This is a genomic window from Chryseobacterium sp. FW101-FHT12H09 (assembly GCF_058790395.1).
Window position 1 is genome coordinate 750,491 of sequence record NZ_JBYTCP010000003.1, and the last position, 26,938, is coordinate 777,428.

The window sequence follows — 26,938 nt, forward strand, 5'->3', positions numbered from 1 at the left end:
TACGAGGTTCCAGTCGCCAGTTATTAGGAATATGCGTCCGGTAACTTTCAACTTTTCACTTTCAATTTTCAACAAATCTCTTCTGCGCCGCCTTCATTCCGAAGAAGAACATCAGGATCACTGAAATTCCCAGGAATGCAAATGAGTATTTCCATGAAGGATCCCAATCATGTAATTTCCCAAAGATAGCGGGTCCAAAAGCTGCGATCAGGTATCCTACAGATTGTGCCATTCCTGAAATCTTAATTGCATTGGCACTTGATTGGGTTCGTAAAGAGAAAAATAAGATGGATAAACTGAATGACAGACCATTGGATAATCCTAATAAAATTGCGGTTGCATAGATCCATTGTGATTTTAATAAAGCAAACATGACAATACTTGCCAACATCAGAATGCATAGAAAAACGATCATCACCCTTTGATCTTTCATTTTATTGGCAATGATTGGACCAACGAAAGTAATGGGAATCATGGAAATCTGGATGACAAACAATACCCATCCCGGAGCATTCCCGTTCATTCCATAATCACCAAGAACTGCAGGTAACCAGGAAATTAGAGAATAGTACACCAAAGACTGCAATCCCATAAAAATACTGATGTTCCATGCCTGTGCAGATTTAAACATATTAAAATCTGATTTAGCTAATGAACTATTGCTTTGATTCGTTTTATTTCTATTCAGCAAGAGTTCTAAAACCACCACTAATAAAGACAAAAGAGCAATCACCAACCAGATCCCCAAAGAACCACGCCATCCATAACCCGTCCATTCTCCAAGGCTTACACTATATCCTGAAGCTAAAGCAGCGGTAAGATTCATGGAAACCGCAAAAATACCCGTCATCACACCGATCTGTTTTGGAAAATTATTTTTGATGTATCCTGGTGTAATTACATTTCCAACGCAAATACCCAATCCTATAAACACGGATCCAGTAAACAAGGTCCAGACCGATCCGAACACCCGTAAAAACAAACCGAAACTCAAAATAACCAAAGCATATAACAAAAACCTATTGATACTTAAACGATGGGAAAACCGGCTTACTAAAACAGAACAACTCGCAAACATCAGCAACGGAATAGAAGTCAGCATACTGCTTTGAAAATTATCTAAATGCAAAGATTGGCTGATCTGACTCAGTACCGGTCCCACAGAAGTAATCGGTGAACGAAGGTTACTTGAAACCAGAATAACAACCAAAACATTGATAAACAATAGTATATATGAAGCTTCTTTTCTTGTCTCGTTTTTCATGATATTGTAAAAAATTGATACCACAAATGTACTTATGTTATTTTGTATACATTTGCCATAATATTAATCTAAAACGACATGAATTCTTCTAAAACCATCTTGAATGTTGATGAGGTCACAAAACCTTACTTTGTTTGGTTTGAAGATAATTGGAGGCATGATGACGTTCTTCATCTTCATCCGAAAAGAGGACAGCTGGTGTATGTAGAAAGTGGATTCCAGTATTTAACTGTAGAGGGAAAGATTTATCTTTTGCCTCAAAACCATGCTGCCTGGATTCCTCCTAATGCTTTGCATAAAACCAATTCCCATTCTGAAAGAATACGATTGATGATCATGTTTTTTGATGCTGATAAAGAAGATTCATTTTATCATCAGGTTAATGTATTTTCTGTTCCTCCCGTCCTTAAGGAAATGATAAAATATGCTGAAAAGTGGTCCATCAATACAGAGGAGAATGCGGACGAAAATATATTTTTACAAGCCCTGTATAATGAATTGCCTAATTTCGTGGCCGATTCTATCCAACTGCATATCAGTCTTCCAAAAGATAAGCGGTTAACACAGGCTATTGATTACCTGAATGCCCATTACACAGAAGATCTTAAAATGGAAGAATTAAGTGACATGGCTTCCCTATCCCTCCGGTCTTTGGAACGGATTTTTAAAAAGGAAACCGGACTCACCCTAATCAAATATCAGCAAATGCTTCGCATCATCAAAAGCCTGGAACTCCTGAGTTCCAAAGAATGGACGATTTCAGAAATTGCTTATCAGGTAGGTTACAAAAGCCTACAGGCCTTTACCAATAGTTTTCAATCGGTTATGCAATACAGACCCAGTGATTTTTCAAAAACCCTTTGATCAGACTTCGTCTTTAGAGATCCATTTTTCTACTTTTGGTGCCTGATAATTTTTCATATTGTTTAAAAGAGAATCGATCTGATCATCTACGATCAACATTTTCTGATTAGCTTCTTTAAGGAAACCTTTCTCCACCATGGTTTGACTCATTTTTAAAAGATCATCATAAAACCCATTGATATTGAGTAAAGCAATTGGTTTTTGGTGTAGTCCCAATTGTGCCCAGGTCATCATTTCAAAAAGCTCTTCCAAAGTTCCATATCCACCAGGTAATGCAATAACTCCATCTGATAATTCATTCATTTTGGTCTTGCGCTCATGCATGGTTTCTACAAGGATCAGATCAGTTAAGCCTTTATGTGCAATTTCTTTTCCTTGTAAAAAATGAGGAAGTATACCGATCGCTTCACCCCCATTTTCCATTACTCCATTGGCAATAGTTCCCATCAGGCCTGTCTTTGATCCACCATATACCAAACCTATTTGTTCATCAGCCAATCGCTTTCCTAATAGGTAAGCCTGCTCTTCATAGATAGAATCAGTTCCAAAACTTGATCCACAAAATACAGTTAATCTCTTTATCATTTTTATTTGAATATTTCTGATAGCCGCATTTTACGAAACAGCAACCTGAGTTCTTTTTACTTTCAATTCTTTGAAGATCAAATATACTAATATTCCGATCGCAGACACTGCATAACCCGCCAGTATAATAATACTTAAACTCCCTACAGCCTGTTCTGATGGATAGATCTGACTCATTAAAGTCATAAACGATAAACCAATCCCGGCACCCAAAAAGTAGTTGGTACTCGTTAAACTTGATGCGACTCCATAATGTGATGCCTCAACATCACGAATCCCCAAAATTGATAAACTCGTGAAACAAAATGTCATGCCTACTCCTGAAATACACGCAGCACCTAATAAAACGATCGTTAATGGGTGACCAAAGTAAATAGATATCAGCAACGCTAAAGCACCATCCAGCATAAAGGACCATCCTAAAATTCCCATTTTTGCCGGATTCAGTTTTTTTGAAACTGATGGTAAAATAAATTTAGCCACTAATGCAGACATTACACTGAAAGGAACCAACATCAATCCCGCCGAAGCAGCACTGTGATTCATATCTTTCTGAAGCATTAACGAGATCAGAAATAAAAATCCTATGAAAAAGGCTCCTAATGCAAAAAAGGCAAGGTTAGCAGACATTAATGATCTGTGCCTGAATAACTGAAGATCAATTAAAGGCTGAGCTACTGTTTTTAAGCGGTAGAATACAGCACTTAAAAGTACAATGGCTACTACAATTGATCCAATTACTAAAAATGGCTGTTCTTTAATCTGTATCAGTTCATGAGCTCCATACGTCAAGCTTAGTAAGCCGAGAACTAATAGTATCCCTGAAATCGCATCTGTTTTCTGAACACTTTCCGATTTTTCATCTGCCGGTAAATATCGATATGCAAAAATAAGGGTTAACAAAAGAATAGGTACATTAATGAGGAAAACCCAGTGCCAGCTTAAGTAGGTACTGATAATTCCTCCTATTGACAATCCACTCCCCGATCCAATTGCAGCAAAAGAACTGAAAACACCCAATGCTTTATTGCGATCGTGATTTTCGGTAAATGTATTCGTCACAATAGATAGCGCTGAAGGCATAATAAATGCCGCTCCCAATCCTTGTAAGGCTCTGAATACAGCCAACATTTCAAAATTGGTGGAAAGACCTGCTCCTAAAGAAGTCAGCATAAAGATTAATCCTCCTAAAATGAACATTTTTTTTCTTCCGATCTGATCTGAAAGTTTCCCGCCAATAATCAGGAAACCACCAAAAAATAAAACATATAGTGTCTGTAACCATTGAACGGTTTCAGCTCCAATATGGAATTGCTCCTGAATAGATGGGATGGTTAGGTTAATAATGGCAATATCCAGCGCTTCAACGAAAGTTCCGATTGATGCCAATATTAATATTAAATTCCTCCTTGTTCCCATAGTATTCAAATTTCCTGCAAAATTAAAATATTTAGAACGCATGTAAAAATTTAACCTTAAATTTGGAACATAAATTAATTTTTAAAACAAATAAAAGAACAAATGTACTTTTAAGTTAATTTTAAAATAAAAAAACAGAACAAATGCAACCGGAAAATTACACACTGGACGAGAAAGACCTTTCTATTCTGCGTTTATTACAGAAAGATGCTAAGCTAAGTGTTCGTGATATTTCGACCAGGATTAATTTAAGTCCTACTCCCACCCATGAGCGAATTAAGCGTATGGAGAAATCCGGAGTGATCAAAGAATACACCGCTGTCTTAGACCGCAAAAAGGTCAATAAAGGAATGATGGTGGTATGTATGATCGCTTTAAAAGCTCACAATAAAAAAGAAGCGACCTTATTTATTGAAGAAGTAAGCAAGCTAAAAGAAGTCGTTGAATTCTACAACATCAGCGGCGATTTCGATTTTATGCTTAAAATTCTGGCTCCCAATATGGATGAGTTTCACGATTTCTTTGTGAATAAGCTTTCAGAGATTGAAGGGATTGGGCAGACGAAAAGTATTTTTGTGATGAATAGTATTAAGGAAAGTTCCCAGATTTTATAATGGTTAAACGCAAAGACGCAAAGTTTCTTCATGTATGATATTTTTAAGGCGTAAGGTTTTCATCTGCGATAAAAATGATACTTTCATTGCGAGGAGCGAAACAATCTCTTGCCAATTGAGGTCTTTATAGCAGGAGATTGCTTCACCTACGGTTCGCAATGACAAAACTTTAAGCATTATATTTCAATGTAAGTATAGAAAAAATAGGGTTTCGTATAAAAACCAGATGGTAATTCAACAGCACGTCTTACTTTAGTGCTATCAAAAAATTTCATAAGTCAATTTTACAGAATATCTGGCTCCTCAACACTGATTAAAGCTAATCAACAGACCTAAAATACGTTTGATTAGATGGCATTACTTACCCCCTTTATGTTTTTATTCAGATGTATGAAGATGCCAGATCTTCTTTTTTTGGGAACGAAATTAACATTAACTTTAAACCCAATTAAAATTACAACCTCTCACTTCTGAATATTACATGAATCTCTCTTTCTTAACAACAGCGATAGAAAAATGGAAAAATCTTGAAAAACCATACTACTTGCTTGTTGCCCTTATTTTTGTCCTGTTGTTTAATGTACTTTTCTTTTATGTATTGGACCTACTCAAAGTTCCAGAAAATGAATTAGGATTTCAGAAGTTTAAAAAATTAAGTAATATTGAATTATTCCTTTTAACCGTATTAGCTGCACCGGTTATTGAAACTTTGGCCTTCCAATATCTTCCAATACAAATTACAAAATGGTTAGCTAAGAAAGCAAGTCTCTTTAACGTAAAAACAGTCACGCTACTTTCTATTTCAATCTCTACGGGTTTATTCTCAGCAGCACATTATGAACATAGCTTCTATTATGCGTTAGCAACGATACCTGGTGGCATTCTTCTGGCTTATACTTATATCAACTTTCAGAAAAGAGATCGGACCGGTTTATCAACAACGATTCTTTTTCATGCGCTTTATAACCTTGCTACTTTTTTAATTAATTTCTGATCCAATAAAGCACTAATAAGGGTTACAAATGGTTAAATGCAAAGACGCAAATTTTCTTTTAAAATCATTTTATTTTTAAGGCGCAAGGATCTTATCTGCGATGAGATTTAAAAAATCTGAGTAATCTGTGGGAAATAAAACAAACACAAAAAAGAGATTCCTCCTTCATCGTAATGACATGGTGTTGAAAACTGCAATTGTAAGAACAGTCCATTGTATCATCAATAAAAATTCCATTAAATCTTCGGGTTATGGGGAAATTAATCACTGCCATTTTACATTTTAAGAAACTTTTAATCTTAATTATTCTGATGTTCAGTTAGGAATTACTAAATTCAGGTTGTCAATTAAAACAGAATATTATGCCTTGGAATCCCGATGTTTACAATCAATTTAAAGATATCCGTTTTAAACCTTTTTATGATCTTGCTGATCTGATCACCGGAGACTCACCTATGAAAGCTGTTGATTTGGGTTGTGGAACGGGAGAGCAAACCGCTATTCTTACAGAAAAATTCCCACAGGCTGAATTTACAGGCATTGATTCTTCCCCTGAAATGTTGGAAAAATCTAAAACACTCGAAAATGATCGTCTTCATTTTAGATTATCCACTACAGAAGAAATGCTTGCTAGTAATGAAAATTGGGATCTCATTTTCAGCAATGCTGCTTTACAATGGTCTGATGATCATAAGACTCTGTTTCCTCAATTGATTTCCAAACTGAAAAAGGATGGTCAGTTCGCTGTTCAAATGCCCTATCAGCCAGGAAATACATTAAATAAAATTTTATTTGAACTCGCTGATGAAGAGCCGTTTAAAACCCAATTAACTCATTGGAACCGCCCTTCTGCCGTGCTAACTATTGATGAATATGCACAGATTTTATTTGAAAATGGTATTGAAGAGCTAAATCTTTTCCAAAAGGTCTATCCTATTATCGCTGAAGATCATGAGACTTTATTTAAATTCATTTCGGGTTCCGCTTTAATTCCTTATTTGGAAAGGCTTAATGAAGATCAGCAAAAGGAATTTACCTCTGAGTTTAAAAAACGTATTGCTATAGGTTTTCCTAGACTTCCTGCTATTTATGCATTTAAGAGAATTTTAATGTATGGAAGAAAAAAATAAAGGTCTTCATCTAAGAAAGGCCACTTTAACGGACTTAATGACCATTATAGAAATGCTTGCGGATGATATATTGGGTCAGAGCCGGGAAGAAGTTTCTGTTCCCCTGGATGAGCGGTACGTTTCTGCTTTTAAAGCCATTGATCAGGATCCCAATCAGGACTTGGTCGTGCTAGTGAATGACCACGATGAGGTCTTAGGAACTTTACAGCTTACTTATCTTCAATATCTGAATCATAAAGGCAGCAAGCGGGCATTGATAGAATCCGTGCGGATTCATTCTTCTCAGCGAGGAAAGGGACTGGGACAAAAAATGTTTCAGCTGGCAATTGAGCGTGCTAAGGAAAAAGGGGCAACGATCCTTCAATTGGCTTCTGATAAAAAAAGGGTCGAAGCATTGAGGTTTTATGAAAATCTAGGATTTACAGCTTCTCATGAAGGTTTTAAAATGAAAATATAATGGTAAATCCAAACCAAGAAATTTCTCGTATATAGATTGAAAGGTCTTATCAGCTGTAAAAATCTATGCAGAAAATAGTAAAATAATAAAAATTTGATGCAAGATTTCTGTTTTATAGGATTTATTATATAGAATAATGAGCTTAAACTTGTTTTGGTACGGGCTTTGAACAAAAGAAAATATTACAATAATACAGGGCTAAAAACCGATACCAACAACAAACAATTACGATATAATGAAAAAAATATTAGCAATAGCAGTTTTAACATTAGGAATATACAGTGTTACCAGCTGTACAGCAAAACAGGCAACTTCTTCAACAGATATGGAAAAGAATGATTCGATAACCGCGACCGGAAAGGTTACCAAGATCGAAAACGGAAAAGATGGGTATATGGCGACCATTCAGGATACGAATGGTAAAGAATATGTAGCTACCATCAGCATCGTTAATCTTCAAAAAAGCGGAAGTACATTCAAACGTTATGAAGTAGGAGATACCGTTACTGTTCAGGGTCCTTCATGGAAAGATGATCAGGGAAAGACCTATATCAAAGCTGAACAATTGAAATAATCTAATAGAAAAGCAACCATTTTTTAATAATTCTCTAAGATGATATCCTTCACGTGTTATGAAGGATATTTTTTTGGTTATCCATTAATATTTTACAAATGACAGTATCATTTGATATTATCAGAAATTAAAAATACGGTTATCATCTATTTTCTTCTATTTCTGATCTACCTTTTTAAAATGCACTCCCTCTTTTTGCAGATCCATAACGACATCGGATATTTTCCCTTCATTGTCTATTGTGAAGTTCAACTCAAATTCGGGGTTCATTTGCTGGGGAATTTCATTTATTAATTTGCAGACAAAAGCATTGTATTGCATAGGTTCCAACCTGAATTTAAATGCCGGGAAAACCGCAAACAACTGATCATCCTCTTTTACGACTTCAAAAGTTCCATATCCCAGATTCGTAAATTTTCCGGTATAATCACTCAAATTAAACGTTGGCTTTTTACTCTGATCGATTGGTTTGATTGTTTTTTCCGGTTTTTTAATGTCATAAATTTCCTTTGTATATGCATAAGGTTTTTGCCCATCCAAGCCCAACATCCTGTTTGATATCATACTGGTAAGGGTGTATGGGAGATCAGAATTCTGTTGATTGCTCAATACAATAATTCCAATTTTCTCTACTGGAAATAATACGGCATTAGAAGAAAATCCCGATACCGCGCCACCATGATGTACTTTATAATGCCCTCTGTACATATTGACATTCCAGCCGTATCCATATCCGAATAAATAACTGTTTTGTTCTGCAGTAGCTGGTGGACGGCCATTAAATATTGCTTTAATGCTCATCGCCTCCTTTACATAATTCTCAGAAAGGATCTTCTGTTGTTGAAAAGTTCCGTTATTCAGCCACATTCTCATCCAGTTGGCCATATCATTAGCCGTACTGTTTACCGCTGCTCCTGGCTGATCATTGTGAGGTCTTTGATAGAGTATCTTTTCCGTACTGCCTTTATATACTCCGTAAGGCAATGAATAATCATCAGACTTCACCATCTCCTCTATGGTAGTAGAAGAATGATCCATTTGTAACGGTTTAAAGACCCTATTTTTAATCAGATTCTCCCAGGTTTCACCACTCACCTGCTCGGCAATCGTTCCCAAAATGATATAACCCAGATTACTGTAGATCCAGCTGTCTTTAACTTCCCCACCCGGCTTTAGATAAGGTAAGCGTTTCATCAAATCTATTCTTTTGTTTTCAGGAAAAAGAATGTAAGATCCATCGGCTCTTCCAATTCCGCTTTTATGACTTAATAAATCCCCTACCGTCATCATAGCATTCATTCTGTCATTATAAAACTGAAGATTAGGAATGTACAATGCAGGTTTGGAATCTACTGAAAGTTTATTTTCATCCTGAAGAGATCCTATGAGTATCGAAGTAAAAGACTTTGTAATACTGCCGATCGGAAACACTGTATTAACAGTCACAGGAAGCTTTTTATCTAAATCCCTGAAACCAAATCCCTGGGAATAAATCACTTTATCATCCTTTACAATTGCCACAGACAAACCGACTCCCTTATAATCTGCTATGATATTATTAATTTCCTGATCTAAACCTTTTAGATTGGGCTGAGCTTTTTGACCATTTATAAATGTCCCCGTCATGCAGATGGTCAGCAAGAAAATTTTGAAGTGATTCATGGTGTTGAATTAGATGGCTGGAATTTAGCAATTTATTGAATCCTTCACAAGATCTGGTTTATCAAAAGCTTAAAAGTCAATTTAATAACTTCAGCGTATCGTATTTAATTAAAAAAATTAACCGCCAATCCTTTGTCCATAGGTTACCACAAATAATTAGATTTCATAAATAAACCATATAGATATTTATTATAATTCTTTATTTCCTTTATCCATTATACTTCTGATTATCAACAAGTAATACCATATCCCAATATTGTGATTAAATACAATTCCGAACATAATATTTCCTAACTTAGTGAAAACTAATCAACCATCAAAATTTCAAATTTATGAAAACATCACTATTAAGCATGAAAAGTGGCGTAGCAGCAGCTATGTTATTTTTAACGGGAATTGCCAATGCTCAAGTTTGGCAAACCACCGGAAATCCGGGGATTACACCTGCTAATTATGTTGGTACCGTAGACGGAAGAGCTCTTTATCTAAGGACCAATGGAGCATCCTCTGACCCTAACCAGGCGCTCCTGAACGAAGCAGGTTCTTTTATCGTGGAAACAACCAACAACACTAATGTTTCGAAAGCAAAAGGAAGTATTGTTGTAGGAATCTCTAATGTATTGGGAGCACAGGCTGCCAGTTCATTCGTTAGCGGATGGGCAAATAATCTTAGTAATGCAGGTGGAGCTAATGTTATAGGAGGCCAGGAAAATGTAGTAACCAACAACGCTGGAAAATCAGTTGCATTAGGATGGAAAAATACCATTAGAAATGCCAATCAGTTTGCACTGGGTGTTGGAATTGATCTTACAGAAGTATATTCCGGAGGATTTGGAATTGATCTGATAGCGACCGGAAACCGATCTTTTGTAATCGGAGCAGGGACTGGCGGAGCTAAATTAACGAACAACGTTCCATTCTCCATTATGCTGGGAATGTCAGCCAACTCAACCATGCTGATCAAAGACCAGAGTGTTGGTGTTCGTACAAATGCGCCTACCGCTAATTTTCATACCGTTGGAACAGTTCGTCACCAGGATCTTCCTGTTGGGAGTGGACGTGCTTTAGTGGTAGATCCTAATGGAAATGTTATGGTATCCAATACCGCATTAAACAAAATGGGTACTTCGGATGAAACTATCCAGAAATTAGAAGACCGCATTACAATTCTTGAAAATACCGTAGAAGAGCTCAAGCAACTTCTACTGAATAAAAATTCAATAACCGATATTTCTTTGTCTGATGTTCCGACCTTGGGGCAGAATGTTCCGAATCCGACAAAGAATGAAACAAGCATTCGTTATTATCTTCCAAAAGATGTAAAAACGGCATCGCTTGAAATTTATAGCATCTCGGGTCAGTTGGTGAAATCAGTTCCACTTCGTGAAAAGGGAAATGGCACGATCAGGCTTTCAGGTTCTGACCTTCAGTCCGGCACTTATGTATATAAAATGACTGCAGATGGAAAAGTGACCGATGCTAAAAAATTGATCATGCAGGATTAAATTCTTGATATATTATTTTTCAAAAAAGCGACTGACGGATTATTCGTCAGTCGTTTTTTTTAGTTTTGTAAATTCTTTAGATTCTCCTCAAAATATCTTCTTACCGCATCGTTTACATAGCGCTCACCTTCTATAAAATGATCTTCTCCCGGAAGTAAGATGAGGTCATATCTTTTTCCTGCTTTAGTCAGTGCATCGATCATCCGTATGGTTGTTGAAAGCGGTGCATTGATATCACTTATCCCATGAATAAAAAGTAGTTTCCCTTTCAGACGATCTGCCTGATTGGTATTGGTTCCAAATTCATAACCTTCCTTATTGTTTTCAGGTAAGTCCATATACGGTTCCATAATTTCGGCTCCTTCCGTTAATTCTCCGGGCGCTGATGCAATTCCTACTTTGTATAGATCAGGAGCTGCCAGCATCGCACGAATCGCGAAATAACCACCCCAGGAATGTCCATAAATACCGACCCGCTTCATATCCATAAACGGGTATTTTTCTCCAAGCTGCCTAAATACAGCCACACGATCCGCGATTTCATATTTGCCGATATTTCCATAAATGGCATCCTGGAAAGCTTTACTCCTTTCAACGGTTCCCCTTGTATCTATTACGATCGTAATATAGCCTAACTGTGCCAATGCCTGTGCCCGGTTGGAAAGTCCTGTAGTCGGCCCAAATCGATAAGGCACCACATTAACAAATGGTCCGGCATATATACATTCGATCACCGGATATTTTTTCGCCGGATCAAAATCATAAGGCTTATACATAATTCCGTACAGGTCAGTCGTTCCGTCATCAGCTTTGGCAATAAAACTTTCAGGAGCATGAAATCCAATTTTTTGCAATCGGCTGATATCTGCGGTTTTCAGGTGCTGTACAAATTTTCCATCAGTGGTTCGCAACTCAACCGATTGAGGCTGCTTCATACTGGAATAGAAATCTAAAAAATATTGACCGGATGGTGAAAACCGGGAGTAGGTATGCGTTCCTTCCGCTGAGGTCAATTTTTTAAAGTTCTTTCCTTTCAGATCGACCCGGTATATATTTGTTGAATAGAGATTTTTTTCTGCGTTGGCCGTGAAATAAACCCAGTCTTTAGTCTCATCTACCCGAATAACTCCCGTCACAGGAAAATCTCCGGAAGTCAGCCTCCGGATCAGCTTTCCATTCATATCGTAAAGATACAGGTGTCGCCATCCGTCTCTTTCAGAAAGCCAGATAAAGAAATTGTTATTCTTTAATAGGGTAACCTGTCGGTTCCAGGTTTCTGTCAAAAAATCCAATCCGGCAACAAAGGTTTTGTTTTCTTCCATAAGGATCACCCGGCTCGTTCCGGTATCGGGATTGGCAGCCAGCAGTTCAAGTTTTCTCCCAAGTCGGTCTACACGCATAAAAAGCACTTCTGAATTATCCTGTCTCCATCCTATCGGGAATGCATATTGTTGTGCGTTGGAACCTACCTCTATTTTGACTGCTTTCCCGGAAGTCACATCCAATACATACAACTCAGGAGTCTCAATAACACCTCCGGCTTTAGCGTAGACTGAATACTTTACTTTCTCTTCAGGTTTTGAATAATCTACCACAGGCAGATGATGAACTTTCCTGCCATCAGGTCTTTTTACAAAAATCTTTTTTCCATCCTTCGACCAACATCCATCTGTGATCGTCCAGGGATAATCATCTTTCCCATCAAAAGTAAGTTGCCTGGTTTGTTGGGTAAGACGATCAACCAACTCTATATTGTTATCTTTTATGGTAACGAACCACTGTTTATCCGGAGAAAGAATACTTGAAGGTGGTAATTTAACTTCCTCCTTTCCTTCTATCTGAACGATCTTATAATCTTTTAAACTTAACCGGAACTTTTTATTCTCAACAAAAAAGTCTGCAGCATTTTTATCTTCTAAAAAAGTAAAATCACTGAATGGAATGCCCTTAGTCTCCGGCTCTTTCTCAAGCAACGGCCTTAACACTTTCATTAAACGATCTCTATCAAAAAATACACGTTTTGTTTTTTGCTTTGGGTCTACCTCATAGATTATGGTGTTTTCTGGAGCTCCTGCTGCAAACCAAAAACGGTTTCCATCGGCATACCAATGGGGATTGACATACATATCCCGAATAAGACTCCGAAAATTCAGATAGCTTTCGTATCGTCCACGACTGGTTATGGTATCGCTGATCTGTGCATCTGCAAAAGAGGTCAGAAAAAGCAGCATCAGGTTAATTTTCAAAATGAAATATTTACAACAAATTTTCATGATATTGGTTATTAGGTCTACAAATTTTGAATAAAAAATAATTGAAATCACGTTCAGCTTCTGCAGTTAGCGGTAATCTTATTGACCAGTTTTCTCAGCAGCTCAATCTCTTCTTCAGAAATCCCTTCAACAGCCGTTTTTCTGTTGACATCAACGATTGGCTGAACCTCGGTTAAAATAGTTTTCCCCTCTTCCGTAACGTTGAGGTTAAATCTCCGTCTATCCTCTTCAAAAGAATCTCTTTTCAAAAAATTCCTTTTCACTAAAAGTTCGATAATACGTGTCACTGAGGCATGATCTTTAAAAGCCCTGGCAGCAATTTCCTTTTGGGATATTCCGGGATTATCATGAATGATACTTAAAATCAGTCCCTGATCAATCGTAATATCAAACCCTTTATCATTAATCCGCTTCTGGGCAAACTGACGGTAAGATTTAATAGATTCTTCGATGCTATAGAAAATGGTTTGTTCCGGTCTGGCCATGATTTTAAATTTAATTGATATACATATAATTGATATATCAAATATATAAATAAAATTGATTTCCAAACCTTTATCACTAAAAAATTAATATTATTTTTTTTTGTAGAGGGAAAAAACCCGCAGACTCTAAATGAAATACAGCAATGGCAACCTGATTTGTTTGAGTATTTTTTAAAGAATTTGGTTGGTACATAAAGATGAGAATAATCTGTAAGAATCTTACGATGTACATTTAACAAGAAAAATAACAAGTACGAATAATACACACATACCCGTCAAATACCTATATGTACTCTCTTTTTTATTATTAATTATCTCTTTGTAACTTCTTTTATCACCGATTAATTTTCGTATTAGATAATAGATATTATTTCCGATAATGCTAGCAAAGATGAGTTGAAAAATGTATTCCATTATCTGTTAATATGATGTCAACCAAAGACATGAATAAAATATTAGAATTCGTTTTGAAAATTTATTTTATAAATTTTTTCATTAATACTATAACAATAAAAATAGAGACAACACCTGTGAAAAACTTTATATATCCTTGTGTTTGTTCTTGTATCTCTTTGTAGCTTCTCTTATCTCCTGTTATTTTACGAAGTAAATAATAAATACCACTACCAATACTATTCATTATTATTTGTTGAAAAATATACTCAAAAATTCCCATTATTTATTATTTCATCATAATCACGCAAATATAGGATAAAACAAAAAATTCTTCACTTTACATCACAGATCTCACCACCTTAAAAAGCCCCCGTCGTAAGTGCATATTTCTATTTAAAGACCTCGAAATTTTTGATATCATGGCTCACCTGTTGATCAAGATATTTTTTATCAAAGCTGTATTTTTATCATTTCCAAATAATAATTAATTCTCACCATAAAATCGATATCCTTTTCATCTTGCCGGTAAAAGACCTCTATTTTCTATCACCCGCTGATGAGTCAATTTTATGAATATAGTCTTCAATAGGATATAAATTCATCGATTTTCTTCTTGAATTGACGTTGGTTGAATCCAGCAGATCATTAAAATAAACCTTCCCTTTTTCATCAACTGCATATTGAGTTCCATAAATTTGCTTTCTGTTATTGGCTAATTCAACTCTGTCAATCAGATAAGCCAATTGTCTTTTGTCAGCATCTCCTTTTTTAGCGGCTTCTTTCATTACAGGAAGATACTTCTCCATCACAGCCAATGTATTGGCATGTTGAATCACCGCAAACAAAGCCAGATTGGCATCATTCCCAATTTTATCTTTTCCTAACCAACCCAGGCTATCAATGATATGGGTAACGATGGTCAGATTTTTTGCATCAATTGGATTCTGTTTTATGGGGTCGTATATTGGATTTCTATATTTTTGATCTTCTATTAAAACTTTTTCCAAACGGCTTTTTATAACCCCATAATCATTCGCCTTCTTTTTACATGAAGAAACTAGAAATACAACTAACACTGAAATAATATAAGGTCTATTCATTATAATGGTTTTGAAGTTAAAAAAAGTAGAATACTTCTATACTATTTCCAGATCATCATTCTCAAACTTATACATAAATTCAGTAAATGAATTGGCCAGTAAAATAGCATCAATCGGTTCCATCCCCACAAAAGGAATAGAATAAAATTGTTTAGTCTTTTTATTGATAAATATCCCTACACCGCCTCCATTGGTTCCAATAGCTATAAAGTCTGGAATATGTAAATTTACTTCATATTCTTCATTAAGCTTATCTAAATCATTCAATGGAAATAATTCAACAAACCCAGAATCAGAATGTATTTCATGATCTTCTAAACTATTTAAATAATCTAGGTAATCGGCAGGATATTCAAATTCAGCACTCATACAATTTCTTTTGATAATTTAAACTAATCTTTATTAGTTTCGTCTTAGATGTTCATGTTATCGGATAACAAATCCTCCACATCAGCTTCTTCTATATTATACTTCTTCAGCAAATCATAAGCTTTGGGAGAGATTGCCAAAGAATTTTTAGTCATAAAAAAATCGTCTTTAAAAGGCTCTCCATTAATTTTTGCCCAAAAGAAAACAGGAAGTTCTCTATCTGGATAAATCTCTAAAAAAGTTTCAGATTTTGAGATTAAAACTTCGCTGAAACTAATGCCAGTAAGAAACTCTGCTTCTATTCCTTTTTTTAATGATTCCGTTACGATGTAGCATGGAAAAGATTCAAGAATATCATTTCCCAACCAACCTTCAAATTCATAATGCAACCTATGAACTATCGGAGGAAATACAGAACTGTCTATTTCCGTTTTCTCACCCAATCCACCCGCAACTTCTGGCTCTATCAGTTTATACATGGTCTTATTATTTATACGGAAAATTTAAACTCTTTTTTTACACAATCTATTCTTCTTTACTGATCACATGATCAAACAAAAGCTCAGCAATATCTTTATCCGTCAGATCTTGATGATCCGAATTTTTGATTTGCTCAAGGACATTGATAAAATAAGGAAAACCAAATAAGCTATAATATCTTATCCCATCTTTAACAAACTCAAGGCTTCCTTCTGTAGTTTCAATTTCAAAAAATGCTAAGTTATTGTTTAACTCTAAAGGTTGTTCCATATAGATTTCAATCGCTTCAGAAGCAAGATCTAATGAGTGATCATTGCAAAAGTCTTTGAAAGAGCCTCCACTTCGGAAGTAATTGATTAGTTCTGATAAATTCATGTTGTTTCTTACGTTATATTTACATCAAATTCTACAATCTTATCTCCTATTGAATAATCCATTTCAGCACTATAAATGATGTATCGAGATAAAGTTCCTTTTTGATTTAATCTGTTATCAAAAGTATACAAATTCAGTATTTCTAATGACTTAGATATTGATTCATTTTTCGATAAGTTCAATTCTTTTTCTAAAAAAGATTTCAACTTTTCTTTACGTGCTGTGAAAACATTTTCGTTCATTATTCAAGATTCCAGTTAGGGTTAATCGTTTTTAAAATTTTCAATTGCATATCCTTTAACTTCTCCAATGAATAATCATGATTATTTTTTTCTTTTGCTCTAGCGATCTCTGATGAATTGTATCTAAAAAGTTTTAAAAGAGCATCATCAGTATCTCTACAAAAATTTCTTTCGTATTCAACTCCTCTTTCCCGAATCACGATATAAATGATACCATCATCACCAATGTCTACATAAGGAGAAGCATCATCATTAGATTCGTTTATTTTAGGAATTAAATAAGAAGGAACGTCTCCTATTTTTGAAATGGCTGTAGAAATTTTTTCTTCTAAATCCTTGGTAAATATTTCTTTTTTATTCATTATCGTTCTTTTCAATAAAATTAGCTTTGATAAATTGAAAAATTTGATCCTGCCAATCCTTTATATTAGCCCCAGTCGGAATATAGACTATACTGCATATTTCTTCTGATAAAGTACTATTATCTTCGCAATGAAAATAATTTCCTTTAATCAGTCTACTTTGTTCGCCTGGATAAACCAAAGCTGTTTTCTTCGCATTATAATATTTATGATAAACATACATTTGTCTAAGATCTTCAGGAGAAGGACCATTACCATTTAAATTTTTCCATTTTGTATCTAATACTACTTTAACATCGTTGAACTCTAAAATAATATCTGCTTTCATTCCACTTTTGCTTCCTGTTTCGGATATCCAAAATTTTTTGGAAAATTGTGATCGTACATTTACTTCCGAATACTTCAAATTCCTTTTTAAGACAGTATACACAAATTGTTCCCACAACAAATTCATATCAAACATTAGTGCTAATACATTATCCTTACCCTTAGATACGTCAGGGTGATAATTAAGCAAAATTAATCTAGCAATTTGCAGTGCATTTTCATAGTGTTTATTTTTGCGGTCATATACTATTTTATCAAAGGTGGATTTCGAAACTATAATATCCTTTACTTCAGGAAAATTCAATAGTAAAGATCCAATTCTGCTTTTAAGATCCACTTTATTATTAATCTGAGAAATCACACGTAATGCTTTATAGAGCACACAGTGAATTTTATGTTGAACATCGTAGTTTGAATATTTTACATAAAATCTTTCTTGATGAATAAGATTCTGTGAAATGTGTTTCGAAAAATGCAAGGACCCTTTAAGCGCATACAAATTACCCTCTTTTTTATTATATTTTTTAATTAATCCACGGTGAAGTAAAAACTCGATTTCTTTAACATAAAGTTCAAAGTATAAATCTAGAATGGAATTACTTTTAAGTTTTAAGCCTGAGGTGCCGGACGTTTTCACCTTAAATCCCCAGATCGACCTGATCATATCAATCAGTAACGGCCTCCAAACACCCTCTCCTTGTTGATCCGCTTTTGGTAATATTTCTATTACCCTATCACCAACTTTTATAACTCCCACATGATGATTAAACTGTACACCATTTCTTATTAATTTAAAAAATGGCGAGTATTCTCCGTGATATTTTTCTAATGCGCTATGAAGCTTCTGCTCTCTCTCAATTGTAAGATCAAAAATCCTTTTTTCGTGTTCAAAAACCACTATATTTTCTGATAAACTCATTGATCAGCTTAATTCATTAACAATTGTATAGCATTATTAAAATCCATTTTATGACCTTCGATTATATAATCAGGCATTGAATTTCTGTAATCAATTATTTCAAATATTTCTCTGTCATTATATTCCTCTCCTTCGTAGTCAAATTTTGCAAAGACAGATGATTTATTATCTTTCAATTTTACAAAACCTCTTCCCAATACTAAACCTATTTTACCATAATCTCCAAAAAAGTATTCTTGCAACAATGGGATAATATTTTTATAAAATGAATCAATGATCATTTCATTATTTTTATTTAAAAAATAGGCATGACCAATAGCGTGATCCTTATCTATTAGTTTCTCAATCCTTCTATTAATCGTTTTTAAAATTTCATAAGCTTGAAAACCATACAAGTCATAACGTAGTTTTTCCAATTCTTCATATTTAGGAGCCATTTCTTCAAATACAAAACGTCTTCTTAAAGCAGTATCTAAAGCTTCAACGCTACGATCTGCCGTATTCATTGTTCCTATTATATAAAGATTAGAAGGAACTCCAAATTTCTCTTTACTATATGGCAATGTTATCTCTAAAGCTTCTTTAGCTCCTAAGCGCTTATCTTCTTCAATAAGCGTAATTAGCTCACCAAAGATCTGTGAAATATTTCCTCTATTTATTTCATCAATAATGATGATATACGGCTTGACTTCTTGTTTTTCATTATATCCAACTATTTTTGCTTTTTCATTTATCTTAGCATTGATATAGTTTAAAACGGACCAATATGCGGTAGAATTTGATCCACCAATAATTTCTCTAAATTCTTTGTCTATATTTTTAATAGCAGACAGATGCGGAAAAGATTTTTGTAATTTTTCCGATCTAGAATAAGAAACAGTATATACTTTTGAATCCTCCGAATAAATAGGTTTGAGCTTAAGATTTCCTTGATCAGAGATATCGACAATTTTCAGTCCTAATTTAGGAGTTTGAATAGACAAAAAAAGAGGATCTTTTTTCTCTAAATGATTATTTGCATCAATTATTAAATCACTCCAAGCATCATCAAATGAATATGGTTTTATAGCTACTTCTTCTATTTTATAATCTTTTGCTTTTTTTACAGTATTCTTAAAAATCCCATTCTTGATTTCATATATTACTCTTTTACCATCTTCTTCATCTTCTACAATTTGGGGCTTTATTCCCTCTATGAAATCTTCATAACTCATACTTTGATGAAAAGTGGTAAAAACAATCTGTCCAGATTTCAAGTAATCATCAAATCTTTTCTTTAAGTCTTCGCGATCTTCTTTTTTTATTTCATCTGGATATTTATTTTCTATAATTTCCAGTGCCCTGTTTACTGTGTGATATGTTTTTCCTGTTCCTGGAGGTCCATACAAGATCTGATTGAGAGGATAGCTGATCTTATCTTTTTCATTCTTATTTTTTCCTTCAGAATTCATTTCTTTTATTTTCTTAATTAATTTTTCAGATGTAAATTCAAATAACTCATCTAGATCGTTCATAACATTCTCTACCAAGTCTTCATCAACAATTTTGTATTTATTTTTATGAGAAACTGAATTTCCAGCATGCCATTGTTTTAATTCTAAAAATTCAGGGAGATCTCCTAAAAGATCATTCATTAATTCAGAATTTTCCTTTCCATCCTCAAAATGTAGATCAACAGAAATAATTCCTTCTTGCATTATGATTTCATAGTGTGCTCTTACATGATTAAAATTTTCTTCTTTATCAAAAATCCATACATGCTGCTGTCTACCTCTAAACTTACCAAAGCTATAATCCAATTGATTTTTTAGAACGTAATCCTTTAGATTATTTACAAAAGTTTTAAAATCCATCTGCTTCTTGTCCCATTCTTTTTTCTCATCATAAATATGAGCTGCAATTAAAAGAGTTTGATTTGCAGAATTTTTAGTTCTATCTAAATGAGAGAATTTGTCTTTCAACTCACTAACAAATGTATTTGTTTCATAAGTATGCCCAAGATAATATCGGGAAATAAGCTCTCGATGGCTTAACGCAATAGAATTTATATTATCTTGTGGATTAATAAGCATGTTTAAAGCATTCTTGACGGTAATATTAATTTCGCCTTTTTTATACTTATAATTAAAAATATTGATGATCCAGGGCTTCATCCTCACACCTGCTTTGGCTAATACTCGCTTATCTTCATACTGATTATAAAAAGCTTTCTTCCTAGCATGAATATCACAGTATGATACAATTCTAAAAAGTATTTCCTTTACAGAAAAAAACTTATGGTCCTTCCGAAGTTCGGTAAAAGAGCTATAATCATCCAAAAGATCTCTCAATTCTATTTGGCCTTCATTAGATAGAATGATATCCATCCACTCTTGCAAAGCATCTTTCCCTTTTTGAAAATAAAATTGATCAGAAGTAATAAGATTTTTGAAATAATTTTTTGTTGCGTTCGCAGGCATTTTCGTTTGTAGTGGTTATTTAGTTTTTATTAGTGTTTAACAATTATATGAAAAATCTTTCATTTACGCTTTATGTGAAAACGAAATTTTATAAAGAGAATTAGGATAATTAAGGACTATTTGGAAATTATACTCGAAATATCTTCTGTCAAAAAAAATACTACTTCAAATGAAGTAGTATTTTTTATAATCTATTTTAGAAAATAGAATCAGATTATTTTTCTGATTTTAATTGCTCAACTTCTTGTTTCAAAGCCTCAACTTGTTCTTTCAGTATTTTAATATAATCCTGTAGATTATCCATGATCTGGTTAGGAACGTTATAATAATTTGTATTATAGTTTATACCAACAGAAGTATCATTAAAAGTTGAATTGTCATTATGCTATAGTAGCTTGTCTTTCTTCTTTAATTTCTTCCACTGCAACATCTAAAGCTTTAGCCAGTTTTTCCCACTCATCATCAAATATTTTGACATCTCCATTTTCTTTTCTGCAATAATTAGAAACATCCGTTGATAAGATGTTAGACATGTATTCCTGAGTGTATCCTCTTTTCTTTCTGAGACTTCTTAGCTTTTCCATAGTGGTTGTGTTGTGCTTTGTACAAATATAGAGAAAATTTGGTTTTTAAGACTGTCTTTTAGTTAATACCAATGATTTCTTAAATGTCATCATATTTTCAATAATATTTTTCTCCTCTATTTAGTTTAGATTCCTAAACCAATTAAAATTTCTATCATTTTAGGTGTTAGAGCACTGTTTTATATAATAAATATTCTAAAGAAAAATTTATTATATAAAATGAAAAGATATGTTTTAATGATAAAATGCCTAAAAACTTATTGAGACGAAATACTTTTTTTATCAGGCGTTAACTCCATCAATGAAAACATCTACAAAGTCTTGAACCTTTTGAATAATTCTTCTTCCGATATTATTACGTTCAGTAAGTTTTGGCTTTATTTCTAGGAGTTTCAGTGTATCACTTATTTTTGGAGTCTTAGAAGTAAATAGAAAATCGTCAATGGCATCTCGGAATCTGTCTTTATTCAAGGATTCTTCGGTGGCAATTTTATCAAAAGCAGAGTTTTTTTCTTTAGTCCAGTATTTTTCAAACTCTTCATTGACGTTGTCTCCGTCAGAAATATGAGGGAGATTTTCCTCTATGAATTTTTCTATCAGTTCTTTTTTGCTTCGAAGCTTGGCATCGCCGGAAAGAATATCTCTGATTTCTTTTTTCTTTTTTTCTAATTTATCACCTTTTAGATTTGAGTTGGTAAGGTTGGCTAGAAGTGATAAAATATAACTTACATTAATTTCATCACGATGAATTAACTCAAGCTCAAAGTCAACGTCATCCAAAATGCTGGCTTTTCCTTCGCCTCCTTTATCTCCACCTTTAATTTCAGTCCAGATGTCTAAGTATTTGCTTTTATAACCATCAAATTCAAATTCAGTCATTTCCAATTTATCAAAATCAAAATCGGCAAATGATTTTAATACATTCAGAACACGCATTACTTCACGGAAAGCAGTAATGAATTCAAACTTTTCCTGCTCAGTTTGATAACTGTTGACACTGTCAATTTCTGGGGCAACAATCTTTAATGTGTCTAAAGCAGAGTTGAAAAGTTCAATATAATCTTCAATTGGATAAATAATAATCTCCTGAATTGCTTCTTTATTAGAAAACAAAGTCACGGCATCATCAGTTGCAGATTTCAGATTTCTAAAACAAACAATGTTGCCTTGAGATTTTTTTTCGCCTAACAATCTGTTGGTACGTGAAAATGCCTGAATCAATCCGTGATATTTCAGATTTTTATCGACAAATAAAGTGTTCAATTGCGGACTGTCAAATCCAGTAAGAAACATATTTACTACAATAATTAAATCAACTTCTTTATTGCGGACTCTTTTAGCAATATCATTGTAATAATTGTAAAAACTTTGGCTGTCTTTGGTCGTAAAGTTTGTTCCAAACATTTCATTGTAATGACCAATATATCTTTCTAATACATTTCTGCTATGAGAATCTCCGTATTGCGCCTGTGGTTCTGCAACCATTCCAAATTCGGGTTCTTCATAGATCCCATTGGCATCCTTAGACTCTTCATTAGTTCCATAGCTGAAAATAGTAGCAATCTTTAATTGATTCTTACCTTCCTCTTTTTTCTTCTGAAAAAGGTCATAATATTTCTGCAAAACATCAATACTGCTTACACAAAACATTGCATTAAAAGTACTATTATGCGTCTTTCTTCCGTATTCTGCGATGAGATAATCTGCAATTTTTTCAAGACGTTTCGGGCTTTCCAAAAGTTCTTGAGTATCTATTGCCTCGACATCTGTATCAATGTAAGTATTGCTTCCTTCTTTTTCTTTGTATCGCCCCACATATTCTACAGAAAACTTCAAAACATTATCATCACGAATGGCATCTGTAATCACATATTTGTGCAGACAATCTTCAAAGAGTCTGTTGGTAGTCGCAGGTGCTCCGTCTATTTTCCCAATTGAATTAACTTCAGAAATCGGAGTTCCTGTAAAGCCAATCATTTGGGCGTTTTTAAAATATTTTTTGATATTCTGATGCGTATCTCCAAACTGACTTCTATGACATTCATCAAAAATAAAAACCACTTTCTTGTCTTTCAGTTTGTCAATTTTATTACCGTGCTTTTCTTTTGTAATGGCAGTATTTAACTTCTGTAAAGTAGTTACAATCAATTTTGTATTGTCTGAAAGTTGCTTAACCAAATGTGCCGTATTTTCAGTGGCATCAACACTTCCTTTTTCAAAGGCATCAAATTCTTTTTGAGTCTGGTAATCCAAATCTTTTCTATCAACTACAAAAACAACTTTCTCTACTTTAGGAATTTCTTTCAAGATTTGACTCGCTTTAAATGAAGTCAAAGTTTTCCCCGAACCCGTTGTATGCCAGATAAATCCATTCTTATCGGTATTTCTTACTCTGTCAACAATTTTCTCAACAGCATAATATTGATAAGGTCTTAAAACCATCAGTATCTTATTCGTTTCATTCAAAACGATATACTTGGTAATCATTTTAGCAATGTGACAAGGCTCTAAAAATGCAGGAGCAAAATGCTCAAGTTGAGTGATGTTATTGTTATGCTCATCAGACCAAAAGAAAGTCTGCTTAAATGTCTGCTTTGCGTTGTTGGAGTAATATTTTGTATTAACTCCGTTACTGATGATAAACAACTGAACATAATTAAACAATCCACTTCCGGAATTGAAAGACTGATGATGATAGCGGTTCATTTGATTGAAAGCCTCTTTAATTTCAAGACCGCGACGTTTTAGCTCAATCTGTACCAAAGGTAATCCGTTGATTAGAATGGTTACATCATATCTGTTTTTAAAGTTTCCTTCCTGAGCAATTTGATTGGTGACCTGAAACTGGTTCTGACACCAATGGTCTTGACTGATAAATTCAATCCATTCGGAAGTACCGTCATCTTTAAAAAAATGAAAACGGTCACGTAATGTTTTAGCTTTTTCAAAAACATTTCCTTTGGAAAGATGATTGAGGATTTTTTCAAACTCAGAATCTGAGAATGTTTTTTTATTGTGAATTTCGAGCTGAGTTTTTAGATTTTTAATAAGGTCTGCCTCATTATATATCGTAACTTTTTTGTGACCTAACTGCTGTAATTGTTCTACTAATTTTTGCTCTAAAATATATTCAGGCTGACTTGACATTCGGTTTTTAGTTTTGGTTAAAAACTTTGTCAGAAGTATGAGTTCTGACAAAGTGATTGATAGTTTTCCCAAATGTAAGAAATAATCAATGATAACTACAACTATTTTAGCGCTTTAAACATCTGATCAATTGCTTTTTTCTTTTGTTCCAGATTGGGATGAACGTATAAGTTCAAAGTTGTACTGATATTGGAATGACCGAGCAAAACACTCACTGTTTTATAGTCGCATTTGCTTTCGATACATCGGGTTGCAAAACTGTGTCTCAGACCGTGAAATTTTATATCTGGAATTTCCAGAAAACGCATTAAGTTTTTGTAGTAACTTCGGTAGGTTCTTGGTTCTGTAGGTTTAGAATCGTTGGTTAAAACATAGAACGCAGGATTTACAATTTTCTTGAAAGGTTTCAGCATTCTCAATAAATCCCTGCTCATCGGGATTTCACGGATGGAGTTTTTGGTTTTGGGCGTATCAATCAACAATTCTGTTTTTCTTTCGCCATCTTCAATGACATAAATTCTTTGGATTGTTTTTCGGATGTTGATAATTCCGTTTTCTGTATCAATATCTTCCCAAGTCAATGCACAAATTTCACCAATTCGCATTCCTGATGAAAGACAAATATATACGCCCAGATTTCTAAAAGTAAAATGCTCCTGAATATAGCTCATCACTTTTTTCTGATGCGTTCTGCTTAATACTTCAATCGTATGCGTTTCTCTAACTGTAGGATATTGTACATCAAAATTGATGAAATCAATCCATTTATTCTTTGCCCCGAACTTCAATACCATTTTCAAAACAATCAGAATATCTTTAATACTTTTCTGACTTAATCCTTGTTCCAGCTTTTGAAATACAAACTTTTGTACATCTTCATCCTCAATCTCAGAGTAGTCTTTGAATACAGGCAATAAATGATTTTCCAGCAACAGCACATAAGCCGAAAAAGTTGATTTTTTTACATACAGCTTTTTGTCATTCTTCCATAGTTCAGCGATTTCTACCAATGTTTTCTTTCTTGTCATAATTTTTTTGATTTTTAAATGATTTTCTAACTAATCTTAAAAGTTATGAAATTAACATTGAGGATTATTAATCCTTAGACTGTAAAGAATTTTCCTAATTGTGGAAGTGTACCCAAATTGAGATTTTCAGAATTCAATGATAAGTGGAAAAATAAGAAGCTTGGAGAATTGATGATTTTTAAAGTAACTAATTCTTATTCAAGAGATAATCTTAATTACGAATCAGGAACTGTAAAAAATATTCACTATGGAGATATTCACACTAAATTTCAAACTCTTTTTGATTTAGACAAAGAAAATGTTCCTTATATAAATGAAGATATTTTTCTAAATAGAATTTCAGAAGATTTTTATTGTCAAGAAGGAGATGTAATTTTTGCAGATGCTTCTGAAGATTTAAACGATGTTGGGAAAAGTATTGAAATTACAAATCTTAACGGAGAAAAATTACTTTCTGGTTTGCATACTCTTTTAGCAAGACCACAAAAAAATAATTTTTCTAAAGGTTTTCTTGGATATTTATTAAAATCTGATTTTGTAAGAAATCAGATAAAAAGAGAAGCACAGGGTTCTAAGGTATTAAGCATTAATGTGGGTAGGATTTCTAAAATTCACTTATCCTTTCCCTCAATGTCAGAACAACAAAAGATTTCTGAATTTCTATCTCTTTTAGATAAGAGGATATTATGTTCAATGAAAATAATTGAGGGTTTAATAACACAAAAGAGTTTTATAATTAAGAAATTATTTTGTCAAAATCTATCTGGTTTAAATACAGTATTTTTGAGTGATTTCTTAAAAATCCCTAACAAAATAAAACCTGATTTTATTGACAAAGAAAAATTGTTAACCGTAAAGTTACATTTAAAAGGTATACATAAAAATGAAAATTCAGATTCATTATCATTAGGCGCAACAAACTATTTTATCAGAAAAAAAGGACAATTCATCTATGGTAAACAAAACTTATTTAACGGTGCTTTTGGAATAATTCCTGACAAATATGACGGTTTTTTATCATCCGCAGACGTTCCTGCCTTGGATATTAATAAAGATATAGTTAATGATAAATACTTATTTTATTTTTTTTCTAGAGAATCATTTTATAAAAAGTTAGAAGATATAGCTAGTGGTTCTGGAAGTAAACGAATTCACGAATACACATTATTGAATCTAAAAATTACAATTCCAAGTTTAGCTATACAAAATAAGGTTGCTAGTTTTTTATCAAAGCTTGATGAAAAAATAAACTTAGAAAACGAATTACTTGCTCAATACGAAAATCAGAAAAAGTATTTATTACAAAATCTTTTTATTTAAAGAA

At 33.7% G+C, this 26,938-nt stretch carries 26 protein-coding genes; 8 read left to right on the forward strand and 18 right to left on the reverse strand.

What is annotated here, in order from left to right:
• Window positions 1–61 precede the first annotated feature (61 nt).
• The gene (locus AC3WRL_RS14105; protein ID WP_492330566.1) at window positions 62–1,264 is read right to left on the reverse strand and encodes a CynX/NimT family MFS transporter; all 1,203 of its coding nucleotides are present in this window, start codon (window positions 1,262–1,264) and stop codon (window positions 62–64) included.
• Between the two features lie 78 nt (window positions 1,265–1,342).
• On the opposite strand from AC3WRL_RS14105, the gene AC3WRL_RS14110 reads away from it, so the two are divergent.
• A complete protein-coding gene (locus tag AC3WRL_RS14110) occupies window positions 1,343–2,128 on the forward strand; it encodes a helix-turn-helix domain-containing protein (RefSeq protein ID WP_492330567.1) in 786 nt (261 codons plus the stop codon).
• Here AC3WRL_RS14110 and AC3WRL_RS14115 read toward each other — a convergent pair whose 3' ends face one another.
• Window positions 2,129–2,713, reverse strand: a complete 585-nt coding sequence (locus AC3WRL_RS14115) for an LOG family protein (RefSeq protein WP_492330568.1) — start codon at window positions 2,711–2,713, stop codon at window positions 2,129–2,131.
• Between the two features lie 30 nt (window positions 2,714–2,743).
• Window positions 2,744–4,174, reverse strand: a complete 1,431-nt coding sequence (locus tag AC3WRL_RS14120; RefSeq protein WP_492330569.1) for an MFS transporter — start codon at window positions 4,172–4,174, stop codon at window positions 2,744–2,746.
• Window positions 4,175–4,275: 101 nt separating this feature from the next.
• Here AC3WRL_RS14120 and AC3WRL_RS14125 point away from each other — a divergent pair, with 101 nt between their 5' ends.
• The 5 genes from AC3WRL_RS14125 to AC3WRL_RS14145 all read left to right on the forward strand — a co-directional run bounded on the left by AC3WRL_RS14125 (window position 4,276) and on the right by AC3WRL_RS14145 (window position 7,901).
• Window positions 4,276–4,746, forward strand: coding sequence for an Lrp/AsnC family transcriptional regulator (locus AC3WRL_RS14125; protein WP_214831682.1), 471 nt, complete (start codon window positions 4,276–4,278; stop codon window positions 4,744–4,746).
• Between the two features lie 481 nt (window positions 4,747–5,227).
• Window positions 5,228–5,740 (forward strand): CPBP family intramembrane glutamic endopeptidase, encoded by a 513-nt coding sequence (locus AC3WRL_RS14130; protein WP_492330570.1) that lies wholly within the window; start codon window positions 5,228–5,230, stop codon window positions 5,738–5,740.
• A gap of 362 nt (window positions 5,741–6,102) precedes the next feature.
• Window positions 6,103–6,870, forward strand: coding sequence for a methyltransferase domain-containing protein (locus AC3WRL_RS14135; RefSeq protein WP_492330571.1), 768 nt, complete (start codon window positions 6,103–6,105; stop codon window positions 6,868–6,870).
• Entirely contained in the window at window positions 6,854–7,327 is a 474-nt protein-coding gene (locus AC3WRL_RS14140; protein ID WP_492330572.1) for a GNAT family N-acetyltransferase, read from the forward strand. Before AC3WRL_RS14135 ends, AC3WRL_RS14140 begins: the two co-directional genes overlap by 17 nt.
• 235 nt (window positions 7,328–7,562) lie before the next feature.
• Entirely contained in the window at window positions 7,563–7,901 is a 339-nt protein-coding gene (locus AC3WRL_RS14145; RefSeq protein WP_261512725.1) for a hypothetical protein, read from the forward strand.
• Window positions 7,902–8,057: 156 nt separating this feature from the next.
• Here AC3WRL_RS14145 and AC3WRL_RS14150 read toward each other — a convergent pair whose 3' ends face one another.
• Window positions 8,058–9,563: a serine hydrolase gene (locus tag AC3WRL_RS14150; protein WP_492330573.1), complete on the reverse strand. Its 1,506-nt coding sequence runs from the start codon at window positions 9,561–9,563 to the stop codon at window positions 8,058–8,060.
• Between the two features lie 332 nt (window positions 9,564–9,895).
• Here AC3WRL_RS14150 and AC3WRL_RS14155 point away from each other — a divergent pair, with 332 nt between their 5' ends.
• Window positions 9,896–11,068 carry a T9SS type A sorting domain-containing protein gene (locus AC3WRL_RS14155; RefSeq protein ID WP_492330574.1) on the forward strand — a complete coding sequence of 391 codons (1,173 nt, stop codon included), beginning with the start codon at window positions 9,896–9,898 and terminating at the stop codon, window positions 11,066–11,068.
• A gap of 59 nt (window positions 11,069–11,127) precedes the next feature.
• On the opposite strand, the gene AC3WRL_RS14160 is transcribed toward AC3WRL_RS14155, so the two are convergent.
• From AC3WRL_RS14160 to AC3WRL_RS14225, 14 genes are all read right to left on the reverse strand, one after another.
• Window positions 11,128–13,299, reverse strand: coding sequence for a S9 family peptidase (locus AC3WRL_RS14160; protein WP_492330575.1), 2,172 nt, complete (start codon window positions 13,297–13,299; stop codon window positions 11,128–11,130).
• Window positions 13,300–13,394: 95 nt separating this feature from the next.
• On the reverse strand, window positions 13,395–13,826 hold the full coding sequence (locus AC3WRL_RS14165) for a MarR family winged helix-turn-helix transcriptional regulator (protein ID WP_492330576.1): 432 nt from the start codon (window positions 13,824–13,826) through the stop codon (window positions 13,395–13,397).
• A gap of 475 nt (window positions 13,827–14,301) precedes the next feature.
• Window positions 14,302–14,502, reverse strand: coding sequence for a hypothetical protein (locus tag AC3WRL_RS14170; RefSeq protein WP_492330577.1), 201 nt, complete (start codon window positions 14,500–14,502; stop codon window positions 14,302–14,304).
• Between the two features lie 256 nt (window positions 14,503–14,758).
• Window positions 14,759–15,322, reverse strand: a complete 564-nt coding sequence (locus AC3WRL_RS14175) for a DUF6624 domain-containing protein (protein ID WP_492330578.1) — start codon at window positions 15,320–15,322, stop codon at window positions 14,759–14,761.
• Window positions 15,323–15,358: 36 nt separating this feature from the next.
• The gene (locus AC3WRL_RS14180; RefSeq protein ID WP_492330579.1) at window positions 15,359–15,691 is read right to left on the reverse strand and encodes an SMI1/KNR4 family protein; all 333 of its coding nucleotides are present in this window, start codon (window positions 15,689–15,691) and stop codon (window positions 15,359–15,361) included.
• A gap of 44 nt (window positions 15,692–15,735) precedes the next feature.
• Entirely contained in the window at window positions 15,736–16,170 is a 435-nt protein-coding gene (locus AC3WRL_RS14185) for a hypothetical protein (protein WP_492330580.1), read from the reverse strand.
• 46 nt (window positions 16,171–16,216) lie between these two features.
• On the reverse strand, window positions 16,217–16,546 hold the full coding sequence (locus AC3WRL_RS14190; RefSeq protein ID WP_492330581.1) for a hypothetical protein: 330 nt from the start codon (window positions 16,544–16,546) through the stop codon (window positions 16,217–16,219).
• Window positions 16,547–16,554: 8 nt separating this feature from the next.
• On the reverse strand, window positions 16,555–16,788 hold the full coding sequence (locus AC3WRL_RS14195) for a hypothetical protein (RefSeq protein ID WP_492330582.1): 234 nt from the start codon (window positions 16,786–16,788) through the stop codon (window positions 16,555–16,557).
• Window positions 16,788–17,150 (reverse strand): Imm63 family immunity protein, encoded by a 363-nt coding sequence (locus AC3WRL_RS14200; protein WP_492330583.1) that lies wholly within the window; start codon window positions 17,148–17,150, stop codon window positions 16,788–16,790. The genes AC3WRL_RS14195 and AC3WRL_RS14200 overlap by 1 nt, the downstream gene beginning before the upstream one ends.
• Entirely contained in the window at window positions 17,143–18,396 is a 1,254-nt protein-coding gene (locus tag AC3WRL_RS14205) for an McrC family protein (protein WP_492330584.1), read from the reverse strand. The genes AC3WRL_RS14200 and AC3WRL_RS14205 overlap by 8 nt, the downstream gene beginning before the upstream one ends.
• 8 nt (window positions 18,397–18,404) lie before the next feature.
• Complete coding sequence (locus tag AC3WRL_RS14210; RefSeq protein WP_492330585.1) at window positions 18,405–20,855, reverse strand: McrB family protein; 2,451 nt, start codon at window positions 20,853–20,855, stop codon at window positions 18,405–18,407.
• Between the two features lie 380 nt (window positions 20,856–21,235).
• On the reverse strand, window positions 21,236–21,439 hold the full coding sequence (locus tag AC3WRL_RS14215) for a helix-turn-helix domain-containing protein (RefSeq protein WP_492330586.1): 204 nt from the start codon (window positions 21,437–21,439) through the stop codon (window positions 21,236–21,238).
• A gap of 282 nt (window positions 21,440–21,721) precedes the next feature.
• The gene (locus AC3WRL_RS14220; protein ID WP_492330587.1) at window positions 21,722–24,586 is read right to left on the reverse strand and encodes a type I restriction endonuclease subunit R; all 2,865 of its coding nucleotides are present in this window, start codon (window positions 24,584–24,586) and stop codon (window positions 21,722–21,724) included.
• A 101-nt stretch (window positions 24,587–24,687) separates the two neighbouring features.
• Window positions 24,688–25,614, reverse strand: a complete 927-nt coding sequence (locus AC3WRL_RS14225) for a tyrosine-type recombinase/integrase (protein ID WP_492330588.1) — start codon at window positions 25,612–25,614, stop codon at window positions 24,688–24,690.
• A gap of 117 nt (window positions 25,615–25,731) precedes the next feature.
• Between AC3WRL_RS14225 and AC3WRL_RS14230 the strand changes: the two genes are divergently transcribed.
• Window positions 25,732–26,934, forward strand: a complete 1,203-nt coding sequence (locus AC3WRL_RS14230) for a restriction endonuclease subunit S (protein ID WP_492330589.1) — start codon at window positions 25,732–25,734, stop codon at window positions 26,932–26,934.
• The last annotated feature ends 4 nt before the right edge of the window (window positions 26,935–26,938 follow it).

Coding starts and splice junctions, on each gene's coding strand:
- AC3WRL_RS14105 (WP_492330566.1), bottom strand. CDS start 1,264: ATGAAAAACGAGACAAGAAAAGAAGCTTCATATATACTATTGTTTATC.
- AC3WRL_RS14110 (WP_492330567.1), top strand. CDS start 1,343: ATGAATTCTTCTAAAACCATCTTGAATGTTGATGAGGTCACAAAACCT.
- AC3WRL_RS14115 (WP_492330568.1), bottom strand. CDS start 2,713: ATGATAAAGAGATTAACTGTATTTTGTGGATCAAGTTTTGGAACTGAT.
- AC3WRL_RS14120 (WP_492330569.1), bottom strand. CDS start 4,174: ATGCGTTCTAAATATTTTAATTTTGCAGGAAATTTGAATACTATGGGA.
- AC3WRL_RS14125 (WP_214831682.1), top strand. CDS start 4,276: ATGCAACCGGAAAATTACACACTGGACGAGAAAGACCTTTCTATTCTG.
- AC3WRL_RS14130 (WP_492330570.1), top strand. CDS start 5,228: ATGAATCTCTCTTTCTTAACAACAGCGATAGAAAAATGGAAAAATCTT.
- AC3WRL_RS14135 (WP_492330571.1), top strand. CDS start 6,103: ATGCCTTGGAATCCCGATGTTTACAATCAATTTAAAGATATCCGTTTT.
- AC3WRL_RS14140 (WP_492330572.1), top strand. CDS start 6,854: ATGGAAGAAAAAAATAAAGGTCTTCATCTAAGAAAGGCCACTTTAACG.
- AC3WRL_RS14145 (WP_261512725.1), top strand. CDS start 7,563: ATGAAAAAAATATTAGCAATAGCAGTTTTAACATTAGGAATATACAGT.
- AC3WRL_RS14150 (WP_492330573.1), bottom strand. CDS start 9,563: ATGAATCACTTCAAAATTTTCTTGCTGACCATCTGCATGACGGGGACA.
- AC3WRL_RS14155 (WP_492330574.1), top strand. CDS start 9,896: ATGAAAACATCACTATTAAGCATGAAAAGTGGCGTAGCAGCAGCTATG.
- AC3WRL_RS14160 (WP_492330575.1), bottom strand. CDS start 13,299: ATGCTGCTTTTTCTGACCTCTTTTGCAGATGCACAGATCAGCGATACC.
- AC3WRL_RS14165 (WP_492330576.1), bottom strand. CDS start 13,826: ATGGCCAGACCGGAACAAACCATTTTCTATAGCATCGAAGAATCTATT.
- AC3WRL_RS14170 (WP_492330577.1), bottom strand. CDS start 14,502: ATGGGAATTTTTGAGTATATTTTTCAACAAATAATAATGAATAGTATT.
- AC3WRL_RS14175 (WP_492330578.1), bottom strand. CDS start 15,322: ATGAATAGACCTTATATTATTTCAGTGTTAGTTGTATTTCTAGTTTCT.
- AC3WRL_RS14180 (WP_492330579.1), bottom strand. CDS start 15,691: ATGAGTGCTGAATTTGAATATCCTGCCGATTACCTAGATTATTTAAAT.
- AC3WRL_RS14185 (WP_492330580.1), bottom strand. CDS start 16,170: ATGTATAAACTGATAGAGCCAGAAGTTGCGGGTGGATTGGGTGAGAAA.
- AC3WRL_RS14190 (WP_492330581.1), bottom strand. CDS start 16,546: ATGAATTTATCAGAACTAATCAATTACTTCCGAAGTGGAGGCTCTTTC.
- AC3WRL_RS14195 (WP_492330582.1), bottom strand. CDS start 16,788: ATGAACGAAAATGTTTTCACAGCACGTAAAGAAAAGTTGAAATCTTTT.
- AC3WRL_RS14200 (WP_492330583.1), bottom strand. CDS start 17,150: ATGAATAAAAAAGAAATATTTACCAAGGATTTAGAAGAAAAAATTTCT.
- AC3WRL_RS14205 (WP_492330584.1), bottom strand. CDS start 18,396: ATGAGTTTATCAGAAAATATAGTGGTTTTTGAACACGAAAAAAGGATT.
- AC3WRL_RS14210 (WP_492330585.1), bottom strand. CDS start 20,855: ATGCCTGCGAACGCAACAAAAAATTATTTCAAAAATCTTATTACTTCT.
- AC3WRL_RS14215 (WP_492330586.1), bottom strand. CDS start 21,439: ATGGAAAAGCTAAGAAGTCTCAGAAAGAAAAGAGGATACACTCAGGAA.
- AC3WRL_RS14220 (WP_492330587.1), bottom strand. CDS start 24,586: ATGTCAAGTCAGCCTGAATATATTTTAGAGCAAAAATTAGTAGAACAA.
- AC3WRL_RS14225 (WP_492330588.1), bottom strand. CDS start 25,614: ATGACAAGAAAGAAAACATTGGTAGAAATCGCTGAACTATGGAAGAAT.